The sequence below is a fragment of the Falsiroseomonas sp. genome, assembly GCF_051859025.1.
In the GTDB taxonomy this organism is placed as follows: Bacteria; Pseudomonadota; Alphaproteobacteria; order Acetobacterales; family Acetobacteraceae; genus Falsiroseomonas.
This window is the reverse complement of the sequence record NZ_JBHYGL010000021.1, coordinates 17,154-28,468: the sequence shown is the minus strand read 5'-3', so window position 1 is coordinate 28,468 and position 11,315 is coordinate 17,154. Positions and strand designations below refer to the sequence as shown.

At 70.7% G+C, this 11,315-nt stretch carries 8 protein-coding genes; all 8 read left to right on the top strand.

What is annotated here, in order from left to right; translation table 11 throughout:
• The first annotated feature begins 20 nt into the window (after window positions 1-20).
• The 8 genes from ACTIE5_RS17730 to ACTIE5_RS17695 all read left to right on the top strand — a co-directional run bounded on the left by ACTIE5_RS17730 (window position 21) and on the right by ACTIE5_RS17695 (window position 11,096).
• Window positions 21-1,223, top strand: a complete 1,203-nt coding sequence (locus tag ACTIE5_RS17730; RefSeq protein ID WP_439551038.1) for an FAD-dependent oxidoreductase — start codon at window positions 21-23, stop codon at window positions 1,221-1,223.
• 101 nt (window positions 1,224-1,324) lie between these two features.
• Window positions 1,325-2,683 (top strand): sn-glycerol-3-phosphate ABC transporter substrate-binding protein UgpB, encoded by a 1,359-nt coding sequence (ugpB, locus tag ACTIE5_RS17725; protein WP_439551037.1) that lies wholly within the window; start codon window positions 1,325-1,327, stop codon window positions 2,681-2,683.
• Between the two features lie 101 nt (window positions 2,684-2,784).
• On the top strand, window positions 2,785-3,666 hold the full coding sequence (ugpA, locus tag ACTIE5_RS17720; protein ID WP_439551036.1) for a sn-glycerol-3-phosphate ABC transporter permease UgpA: 882 nt from the start codon (window positions 2,785-2,787) through the stop codon (window positions 3,664-3,666).
• Window positions 3,666-4,559 carry a sn-glycerol-3-phosphate ABC transporter permease UgpE gene (gene ugpE / locus ACTIE5_RS17715; RefSeq protein WP_439551035.1) on the top strand — a complete coding sequence of 298 codons (894 nt, stop codon included), beginning with the start codon at window positions 3,666-3,668 and terminating at the stop codon, window positions 4,557-4,559. Before ugpA ends, ugpE begins: the two co-directional genes overlap by 1 nt.
• A gap of 16 nt (window positions 4,560-4,575) precedes the next feature.
• Window positions 4,576-5,640 carry a sn-glycerol-3-phosphate ABC transporter ATP-binding protein UgpC gene (ugpC, locus tag ACTIE5_RS17710; protein WP_439551034.1) on the top strand — a complete coding sequence of 355 codons (1,065 nt, stop codon included), beginning with the start codon at window positions 4,576-4,578 and terminating at the stop codon, window positions 5,638-5,640.
• Between the two features lie 37 nt (window positions 5,641-5,677).
• Entirely contained in the window at window positions 5,678-6,637 is a 960-nt protein-coding gene (locus ACTIE5_RS17705) for a bifunctional helix-turn-helix transcriptional regulator/GNAT family N-acetyltransferase (protein WP_439551033.1), read from the top strand.
• Between the two features lie 11 nt (window positions 6,638-6,648).
• Complete coding sequence (locus tag ACTIE5_RS17700; protein ID WP_439551032.1) at window positions 6,649-8,826, top strand: glycosyltransferase; 2,178 nt, start codon at window positions 6,649-6,651, stop codon at window positions 8,824-8,826.
• Window positions 8,827-9,131: 305 nt separating this feature from the next.
• Window positions 9,132-11,096, top strand: coding sequence for an ATP-binding protein (locus ACTIE5_RS17695; protein ID WP_439551031.1), 1,965 nt, complete (start codon window positions 9,132-9,134; stop codon window positions 11,094-11,096).
• Window positions 11,097-11,315 lie beyond the last annotated feature (219 nt).

Below are 11,315 nucleotides of genomic sequence, written 5' to 3'. Positions count from 1 at the left end.
GCCGGGGCACGATCCCCGGCATGACAGACCGTATCGCTATCGTGGGTGCCGGGCCGGTGGGCCTGGTGCTGGCCCTTCGCCTCGCGACGCTGGGCATCCCCTCCATCGTGCTGGAAGCGGAGGCCGATATCAGCGAGGCGCTCCGCGCCAGCACCTTCCATCCCCCCTCCCTCGACATGCTGGACGAACTCGGCCTGGCGGAGCCGCTGATCGCCCAGGGCCTGGTGACGCCGACCTGGCAGATCAGGCGCCACGCCGACGGGGCGCGGGCGGTCTTCGACCTCGGCGTGCTCAGCGCCGACACGGCCCATCCCTACCGGCTGCAGGCGGAGCAGTGGAAGCTCTCCCGCCTCATCCTGGCGAAGCTGGCGGCGGAGCATCCCGGCACGGTCGATCTGCGCTTCGGCTGCAGGGTGGAGACCGTGGCGCAGGACGGCGATGGCGTGACCATCACGGGCACGGGCTTCGATCCGCTGCGCGCCCCCTATGCCGTCGGCTGCGACGGCGCCCGCAGCGCGGTCCGCCAGGCGATGGGGATCGAGTTCCCCGGCGACACCTATCCCGAGACCACCATCCTCGCCACCACCACCTTCCCTTTCCATGAGGCCTTCGAGGGCCTGTCCAACGTCAACTACATCTGGACCGAGCACGCCGCCTTCAGCGGCACCTTCAGCCTGCTGCGCGTGCCCGGGAAATGGCGCGCCAGCCTCTACCCCGCGCCGGGCGAAACCATCGAGCAGGCGCTGGAGCCCGCCGCCATCCAGCGCAAGCTCCAGGCCATCCATCCCAAGGCGGGCGAGTATGACGTGCCGGACCTGCGCCCCTATCGCATCCACCAGCGGATCGTGGAGACCTACCGGGTGGGGCGCCTGCTGCTGGCCGGGGATGCGGCGCATCTGAACAGCCCCTCCGGCGGCATGGGCATGAATGGCGGCATCCACGACGCCTTCGAACTCGCCGCCACCCTGCTGCCGGTGCTGCGGGGGGAGGCTCCCGATTCGCTGCTGGATCGATACACGCGCCGCCGCCAACCCATCGCGAAGCGGGAGATCATCGCCCAGGCGGATCGAAACCGTGCCAGGATGAGGGAGACGGACCCGGCGAAGCGCGCCGCCCTGTTGGCAGACCTGCAATCCGTGGCCGGCGACCCCGTGCGGGCGCGGGACCACCTGCTCAAATCCTCGATGATCGCGGGGCTGCGGGCGGCGGCGATGGTCGGGTAGCGCGCGGAGCCCCTTCACCGGGCTGTCATATAACTGTAAAACAGTCGCAACGCGGGCCGGTTACGTGCCCGTCACCAACGCATCACGGGGAGAGTGATACCATGTTCCGCCGCACCATCATGGCGGGCGCCTTCGCGCTCGCAGCCGGTATCGGGGCCCCGGCCCAGGCCCAGGGGCCGGCCACGGCGCCGACCGACATCCAGTTCTGGCACGGCCTGACCCAGCCACTGGGCGGGATGCTCGAACAGATCGCGGCGGATTTCAACGCCACCCAGAACCGCTACCGGGTCCAGGCGACCTTCCGCGGTTCCTACCCCGAGACGATGGTGGCCGCGATCGCCGCCTTCCGCGCCGGCCAGGCGCCGGGCATCGTGCAGATGTTCGAAGTCGGCACGGGCACGATGATGGCCGCCGGCCGCGCCATCAAGCCGCTGCATGAATTGCTGGCGGAAACCAACACGACCATCAACTTCCAGGACTACCTGCCCGGCGTGCGCGGCTACTACAGCCTGACCGACGGCCGCATGATGTCGATGCCGTTCAACAGCTCGACCTCCGTGGTGTTCTACAACAAGGACGCCTTCCGCCGCGCGAACCTGAACCCGGATGCCTTCCCCGAGACCTGGGAAGGTGTCGAGGCCGCCGCGCGCGCCCTGAAGGCCGCGGGCCATGCCTGCCCGATGACCTCGGCCTGGCCGACCTGGACGCAGGTGGAACAGTTCAGCGCCATCCACAACATCCCGCTGGCCACGCAGGCCAACGGCATGGGCGGGCTGAACGCGGAACTTCGCATCAACAACCCGCTGATGGTCCGCCACTTCAACAACCTGGTCGCCTGGCAGCGCGACGGCCTGTTCCGCTACGGCGGGCGTGACGGCGCGGCGGATGCGCTGTTCCCGAACGGCGAATGCGCGATGATCTTCGCCTCCTCCGGCCTGCGGGCGCGCATCCAGCGCGAGGCGCAGTTCCAGTGGGGCGTGGGCATGCTGCCGGTCTACCAGGGCACCACGCCGCTCAACTCCATCATCGGCGGCGCCAGCTTCTGGGTGATGAACCGCGGCCCGAACGCGGCGCGCAGCGCGGCGGAACTGCAGGGCATCGCCGCCTTCTTCGCGTACATCGCGCGGCCGGAAGTGGCCGCCAAGTGGCACACGGACACGGGCTTCCTGCCGGTGACGCGCGCGGCTTTCGAACAGGTCCGCGCGACGGGCTTCTACAACCTGCCCGCCAATGCCGGCGCCGATGTCCCCATCCAGCAGATGCTGCGCGGCGGCGGCCAGATGACGGAAAACTCCATGGGCATCCGCCTCGGCGGCTTCGTGGAAATCCGTACCATCATCCAGGAGGAGCTGGAGCGCGCCTTCCAGGGCCAGCAGACCGGCGAACAGGCCCTGGCCAATGCGACGACGCGCGGCAACGTGGTGCTGCGCAACTTCGAACGCCAGAACAGCGCCCGCTGATCCTGGTGGCGTGATCGCGGGGGGCGGGCCATGCGCCTGCCCCCCGCTTTGTTTTGTGCCGCTTTGTTATTGATGGCCCATCGGGTGGCGGGAGGCTCGGTTTGCGCAAGAAGGTGATCTTCAAGGGCATCGCCCTGCCCTGGCTGCTGCTCCTGCCGCAGCTCGTCATCACCGGCGTCTTCTTCTTCTGGCCGGCCGGCCAGGCCATCTACGGGTCCTTCCTGCGTGAGGACGCCTTCGGCCTGTCCCGTGAATTCGTGGGGCTGGAGAATTTCCGCGACGTGCTGGCGGACCCCAACTACCTGGCGGCGGGCTGGAACACGGTCGTGTTCTCCTCCTCCGTCGCCATCGGCGCTCTGGGCGTTGCGCTGTTCCTGGCCGTGCAGGCGGACAAGGCGATCCGCGGCGCGGATGCCTACAAGACCATGCTGATCTGGCCCTATGCCGTGGCGCCCGCGGTGGCCGCCGTGCTGTGGCTGTTCATGTTCCACCCGCAGATCGGCCTGTTCGGCAAGGCGCTGAACGGCATCGGCATCCGCTGGGACTACAAGGTGAATGGCGACCAGGCGATGCTGCTGGTGATCATGGCGGCCGCCTGGAAGCAGGTCTCCTACAACTTCATCTTCTTCCTGGCGGGGCTGCAATCCATCCCCCGCGCCGTGCTGGAAGCCGCCGCCATCGATGGCGCGCGCCCGGTGCGCCGCTTCTGGACCATCATCTTCCCGCTGCTGGCCCCGACAAGCTTCTTCCTGCTGGTGGTCAACATCGTCTACGCCTTCTTCGACACCTTCGGCACGATCCACGCGCTGACGCAGGGCGGCCCGGGCCAAGCGACATCGACGCTGATCTACAAGGTCTATGTCGATGGCGTGCAGAACCTGAATTTCGGTTCCTCCGCCGCGCAGAGCGTGATCCTGATGGCGATCGTGGTGGCGTTGACCGCCGTGCAGTTCCGCTTCGTCGAACGGAAGGTGCATTACTGATGGCGACGCTCGACGACGCCGCCCTCCTCCGCGCCACCGCCCGCCGCCAGGCGCGGTCGCGCTATGTCGCCCACGCCGTGCTCGTGATGGGCGTGCTGGTCTTCGCCTTCCCCATCTGGCTGACGCTGGTGGGATCGAGCCACGATGCCAACACCATCGGCCGCGGCGACGTGCCGCTGTGGTTCGGCGCGGAGGCCATCACCAACTACATCAGCGCCTGGACCACCGGCGGCAGCGCGGTGCGCACCACCGGCCAGGTGCCGGCCTGGCTGATGCTGTGGAACAGCCTGAACATGGCGGTGATGATCGCGCTCGGTAAGATCGCGATCTCCCTGCTCTCGGCCTATGCCGTGGTGTTCTTCAGCTTCCCCGGCCGCATGGTGGCCTTCTGGCTGATCTTCATCACCCTCATGCTGCCGGTCGAGGTCCGCATCATCCCGACCTTCGAGGTGATGGTGAATCTCGGCCTGATCAACACCATGTCCGGCCTGGTGGTGCCGCTCATCGCCTCCGCCACCGCGACGCTGCTGTTCCGCCAGTTCTTCCTGACCATCCCGGACGAATATGTGGAAGCGGCGAAGATCGATGGCGCCGGGCCGCTGCGCTTCTTCAAGGACGTGGTGATGCCGCTGTCCGTGACGAACATCGCGGCGCTCTTCGTCATCCTCTTCATCTATGGCTGGAACCAGTATCTCTGGCCGCTGCTCATCGTCTCCGACAAGGACCTGGAGACGGTGGTGGTCGGCATGTCGAAGATGATCGGCACCTCCGACAGCCAGAATGAGTGGAACATCATCATGGCGACCGCGGTGCTGGCGATGCTGCCGCCCGTGGCCGTCGTGGTCTTCATGCAACGCTGGTTCGTCAAGGGCCTGACGGAGACTGAAAAGTGACGGAGACGGAAAAGTAATGGCCACCCTCACCCTTTCCGCCGTCCGCAAGCAGTTCGGCAGCACGCAGGTCCTGCACGGCATCGACCTGGAAGTCGCGGATGGCGAGATGATCGTCGTCGTCGGCGCCTCCGGCTGCGGCAAATCCACCCTGCTGCGCATCGTGGCGGGGCTGGAGACGCCCTCCTCCGGCATCGTCCGCATCGATGGGCGGGACGTGACGGCGCTGGAACCGGCGGATCGCGACATCGCCATGGTGTTCCAGAACTACGCGCTGTATCCGCACATGTCGGTCTTCGAGAACATGGCCTATGGCCTGAAGATCCGCGGCATGAGCATGCCCGAGATCAGGAAGCGCGTGGCCGAGGCCGCGGAGATGCTGGAAATCGGCCCGCTGCTGGACCGCAAGCCGCGCCAGCTTTCGGGCGGCCAGCGCCAGCGCGTCGCCATGGGCCGCGCGGTGGTGCGGGAGCCCAAGCTGTTCCTGTTCGACGAACCGCTCTCCAACCTCGATGCCAAGCTGCGCGTGCAGATGCGCGCGGAAATCCGCCGCCTGCAGAAGCGCCTCGGCGTCACCAGCCTCTTCGTCACGCATGACCAGGTGGAGGCGATGACGCTGGGCGATCGCCTGGTGGTGATGCATGCCGGCCGCGCCGCGCAGGTGGCCTCCCCCATGGAGGTCTGGGGCAGGCCCGCCGATACCTATGTCGCGGGCTTCATCGGATCGCCCGCGATGAATTTCCTCCAGGCCACCCTCGCCGCCGGCGGCACCGCCGCCACGCTGAAGGCGGGCCCGACCATCGCCTTCGCCGATGGCGCGCGCCCTGGCGACGACGGCACGCCGCTGACCATCGGCATCCGGCCGGAACATGTGGCGGTGCATGAGGCCGGCCTGCCCCTGACGGTGGATCTGGTGGAGCCGCTGGGCTCCGAGACCGTCATCCATGGCCGCCTGCCGGGGAATGAGGTGCTGGTGGCGCGCCTGCCCATCGCCGCCAGCGACATCGGCGCGGTGCTGCCCCTGATGCTGCCCGCCGGCGCCTTCCACGTCTTCGACGCGGCCGGGGTGCGGATGGGCGGCTGATATTTGCTTTTGGCAAGTATTTCGTTAGAATCGGGGCATGTCCGATGCCCCGAAGGCCGACCCGGTCGCCGCCATCCGCCGCTTCAGCCGCTTCTACACGCGGCGGATCGGCCTGCTGCATGAACGATACCTTGGCGCCGCGCTGACCCTGCCGGAGGGGCGGCTGGTGTGGGAACTGGCGGATCGCGGCACCGCCGCGCCGGGCAGGCTCGCGGCCGAACTCGGGCTCGATGCCGGCTATCTCAGCCGGCTGGTGAAGGGGCTGGAGGAACGCGGCCTGATCGCCCGTCGGCCCGACCCCGGCGATGCCAGGTCCAGCCTGCTGACGCTGACGGCCGCCGGCCAGGACGCCTTCGCCACCATCGATGGCCAGTCGCGGGCGGAGGTGGCGGGGCTGGTCGCGGGGCTTCCCGCCGTGGAACAGGATCGCCTGGTCGCGGCGCTCGGCACGGCCGAACAGCTGCTGGGCGGCGGTGCCCCCGCCTTCGTCCTGCGCCCGCCGCGGCCGGGCGATATCGGCCATGTCGTCAGCCGCCACGGCGCGCTCTACGCCGCCGAGTATGGCTGGGACGGCAGCTTCGAGGGGCTGGTGGCGGAGATCGCCGCCGGCTTCATCCGGGATTTCGACCCGGCGCGGGAAGCCTGCTGGATCGCGGAGCGCGGCGGCGCCGTCGTCGGTTCCGCCTTCCTCGTGAAGCACGGCGAGGACACGGCGAAGATCCGCCTGGTCTATGTGGAGCCCTCGGCGCGCGGCCTCGGCATCGGCGCGGCGATGGTCGCGGCCTGCATCGCCTTTGCCCGCGCCCGCGGCTACCGCCGCGTCACGCTCTGGACCCATTCCATCTTGGTCGCGGCCCGTCGCCTTTACGAGCGCGCGGGCTTCCGGCTGGTGGCTGCCGAACCCCATCGCAGCTTCGGCCATGACCTGGTGGCGGAAACCTGGGAACTGGTGCTGGAGGATGTGCCGGTGATGGCCGGTCAACCCATCACGGGTTAGCATCCCCCCCGATGGACAGCCCGCAACCCACGCCGGAAGCGATCCGCGCCGAAGCCGATGCGATGCGCGACCAGCGCCGCTGGGCGGAAGCCGAGCACGCCTATCGCGCCTACCTCGCCGAACGGCCGCGGCACTGGGAGATCCTGGTCCAGCTCGGCCATTGCGTGAAGGAACGCGGGGATTTCGAGGGCGCGCTGGCGATCTACCGCGAGGCGGAAGCGCTGGAGCCGCGCGACTTCGACCCGCCGCTGCAGGTCAGCCAGGCGCTGCGGATGCTGGGCCGCGGCGGCGAGGCGGCGGAGGCGATCGCCCGCGCCCTGGCCTGCGCGCCCTACAACACCGTGCTGAAGCGCGCCGATGCGCTGGTGCGGCACCGGCGGCACCAGGCCGGCGACGGGCCGGTGGAGGCTTCGCCGCCGCGGCCCGGCGGCGTGCCGACGCAACTGGCCTTCGACGTCACCGACCTGCTGGCCTATCTGCGGGAGGCCCGCACGCCGACGGGCATCCAGCGCGTGCAGATGGGCATGCTCGGCGCCCTGCTGGCGGCGGCGCGCGGCCCGGGGCGGCCAGCGCTGCTGCTGATGGCCTATGAGCCCTCCACCTGGCGCTGGTGGCATGTGGAGGAAGGCGCCTTCCGCCAGGTGCTCGGCCTGGCGCGGCTCGGGGCCCGGGCGGATGAACCCGCCTGGCGCGCCGCGACCGCCACGCTCTGCAACGCCGATGCCCGGCCCGATGCGCCGCTGAAGCCAGGGGCGACGGTGGCGACGCTGGGCAATGCCTGGGGCGTGGAGGATTACTTCCGCGGCCTGCGCATGCTGCGGGCGCGGGTGCCCTTCCGCTACGTCGCCTTCGTGCATGACTGCGTGCCGCTGGTGATGCCTGAACACTGCCTCGACATCACGGTGCGGCTCTATGCGCGGTGGTTCGCCTCCCTCTCCCTCCATGCCGATGCGCTGCTGGCGAATTCGGAGAGCACGCTGCGGGACGTGCGGCAATTCGCCGCGCCGCTGGGCCCCGAACTGCCCGCCACGGTGGTGCGGCTCGCGGCGGAAGGGATCGGCCCGCCGGCGGAGGCCGGTGCCGCCCGCGCGGCGGCGGAGGCCCTGCCCGCCCCCCTGCCCGGTGAGCGCTTCGTGCTGTTCGTCGCCACGCTCGAATCGCGCAAGAACCACCTGATGGTGTTCCAGGCCTGGCTGGCGCTGATCCGCCTTCTGGGGGCGGCCGCGGTGCCGCGACTGGTCTGCGTGGGCAAGCCGGGCTGGCATGCGGAAGCGGCGCTCGGCCTGCGCGAACGATCGCCGGAGCTGCGCCGCGCTGTCGCGGTGCTGCATGACGTCTCCGACCTGGCGCTGGCCGGGCTCTACGCGCGCTGCGACTTCACCATCTACAACTCCTTCCACGAAGGCTGGGGCCTGCCGGTGAGCGAGAGCCTGGCGGCGGGCAAGCTGGCGGTGGTGCCGGCGCAGTCCGGGTTGCTGGAATCGGGGGCGCCAGGCGCCGTCTTCTTCCCGCCGCAGGATGAGCCCGCGCTGGTGGAGGTGCTGGCCAGGCTTGTGACGAACCCCGCCCATCGCGCCGCGCTGGAAGCCGGCATCGACCGCAAGGCGGCAGGACGCAGCTGGCACCAGGCGGCCGGGGAGGCACTGGCGGCGCTGATGCAGCAGGGCGAGAGCCAGCCGGAGCCCAGCCTGCCGCTCGGCCAGCGCCTGCCCCTCGGCACCGCCGGCCCGCCCGACGCCACCAGCGCGGCGGCCTGGGCGGAACGGGTGCGCCAGGGGCTTGGCTGGTGGTGGCAGGAGGCCTGGGGCTGCTGGACGCGGGACGGCGTCGCCACGCTCGGCCTGCCCGCCGCGGTGCCTGCCGGGACGGCGATGCGCGTGGTGCTGGAACTGCGCGGCCCGCCGGGCGGAATCACGATCCGGCTTCGCCTGCGCGGCGCGGGCGGGGAAGCCTGGCGCCACCTGGCGATCGGCCCCGACCAGCGCCTGGCCTGCGTGCTGCGGGGCCAGGCCGGGCACGGCGGGCTGGTGGCCGAAATCGACGCCGCGGATGGCGTGAAGCTCGGCGACCGGGGCAACCGGCTGGTGGGGGTGGGCGTCGTCGCCGTGATGGCGTGCCGGGAGGATGATCTGGCGTCGCGCCTCGCTGCACTGGAACGCGCGGAAGGCGTGCTGGAAGGCGCGGGCTGACCTTCCGGTTGCAAGGTCGTGATGCAGGAAAGCCACGCTCGACTGGACGTTATCGTAACGTTTGCTCGTTTCGAGCGGCATCCGATGCCACCCCGTGGCGCCTGCCGTAAGTTTCTTTCCGAATCGGGACGGTCTTCATGCCGGGTGCGGCTGGGGTGCGCCGATTCGCCAGGCTCGGGGGCTTCCCCCATCCAAAAGGTGGCGTTCCCATCAAGCGCGAAAGGCAGCCCGAAGCGACAGGAACCCGGGGCTATGGCCTCGTGGCTGGTGTGGTCGTGGCTGGCCTCGCCCTGGGCGCGGCGTGGATGCAAGCGGAATCGCAGGCCGAGGCGCGGGCGGCGGCGGCCATCGCCACCGCGGAACGCGCCGCGCGAGGGGCCCGGGCCCTCGTCTCCCAACCCATCGACGGGCTTTCGGAAGCCCTTGGCGCGGCGGAACAGCGGCACCAGGCCGCCGCGCGTGGCGACCGCGCGGCGCTGCAGGTCGCAGAACGGCTGCTGGCGGAAGCGGCGCGGCGCGATGGCCTGCAATTCGCGGCGGTGACGGATGCGCAGGGGCGCATCCTCTGGTCCACCCATGCGGCGCTGGTCGGCACCTCGCTCGCGGACCGGGAAAGCTTCGGCCTGCATCGCGGCGGGCGGGCGGAGGCGCTGATGGCGCCGGCGCTGCTCGATTTGCCGGGCGGGCCGCGCAGCCTGCTGGCGACGCGGCCGCTGACCGATCCGCGCGGCTTCACGGGCATCGCTGTGGCGGCGATCGATCCGCGGCGACTCGACCGGGCGCTGGGCGATGCGGCGGTGGTGCCGGGGCTTCGGCTCGCGCTGCTGCGCGCCGATGGGATGCCGCTGGCCACCGGCGGGGATGCGCTGCCGGCGCCGCTCTGGCCCCTGCCCGCCCCGGCCAGCGCCGTGTCGCGCCGGGCAGCCGGGGATGGGCTGCCGGCCCTTACCCTCGGCGCCGCGCCCGTGGCCGGCGACCTGCTGCTGGTCGCGGCGCTGGAGGATGCGCCGGCGCAGGGCGCCTGGTTCCCCTATCTGCTGGCCGCCATCATCGGCCTGGGCGCCATCGGCCTGCCGCTGCTGCGCCGCCCGGCGCCGGTAGCACCGCCGGATGCGGAGGATGATGCGCTGCCCGCCATCACCTATCGCGCCGTGATCGAGCCGGGCGGCGCCATGCGGCTGACGGAGATCGGCCCCGGCGTCGAACGGCTGACGGGCTGGACGATGGAGGCGGCGCTGCGCCCGGGCTGGCGGCAGCGCGGCCTGGATGCGCAGACCCTGCCGCTGGGCCCGGACCTGCCGGACCGGCTGCGGCGCGACACCCAGGCCAGCGCCGAATACCGCTTCCGCCGCGCCGACGGCGCCTGGATGTGGATGCGGGAGACGACGCGCGTCACCGGCCGCGGCGCCGCGGGGACCGAAGTGGCCGGCGTGCTGGAGGATATCACCGCGGAGCGCGAGCTGGCGCTGCAGGCCGCCACCGCCGCCAAATTCGCGACACTCGGTGAGATGGCTGCCGGGCTGGCGCATGAACTCAACCAGCCCATCGCCATCATGTCGCTGGCCGCCGAGAATGCGGCGGAGGCGCTGGAGGCCGGCGAGGATGGGGTGGAGGAGGCGCTGACGCGGCTCCGCCGGATCATGGCCCAGGCGGACCGCGCCAAGGCCATCGTCACCCAGCTTCGGGCCTTCTCCCGCGTCGATGTCTCGGCGCTGGAGGCGATCGACCTCGGCGGCGCGGTGCATGGGATGATGGTGCTGGCGGGGCAGGCGCTGCGGGATGCGGGGGTGCAGGTGCAGCTGCGCCTGCCGGACGTGCTGCCCCCCGTGATCGGCCAGGTGATCCTGGTGGAGCAGGTCCTGCTGAACCTGGTGCTGAACGCCCGCGACGCGCTGCTGGACCGCCCGGCGGAGCGCCGGCGCCTGCGGATCGAGGCGGAGGTCGGACCGCTGGCCGATGAGGTGACGCTGCGGGTGCAGGATAGCGGCCCCGGCCTGCCGCCGGAGGTGCGGGACAAGCTGTTCGAGCCCTTCTACACGACCAAGCCGCCGGGCTTCGGCACAGGGCTCGGCCTTTCCATCTCCCGCACCATCATGCGGGGCATCGGCGGGCGGATCAGCGCCGACAACACGCCGGAGGGGATGGAGATGGGGGCGGAGTTCACCCTGACCTTCCGCCGCGCGCCGCTGACGGAGCCGGAGGAAGCGCCGCCGCCCCGCGCCGCGCCGCGCGCCCCGGCACCGGCGCCCCGCTGGCCGGCGGCGACCTGACGGGCGGCACCGCTAAAGCGCATTTAGCCGTTTTAGCACTTTTAGCACTTTTAGCACTTTTAGCACCGATTTCGGGGGCTTCCCGCCGCCCCGCGGGCACGGTGAACCCGCGGCCGAAAGAAACATACCGGGAACAAACGCGCCTTGCAAGCACGCCGTCGCCGCGGAATCGATCCGGGAACTTGATCCTGCGCAAGGCGGCCAGGCTGCCAGATGGGG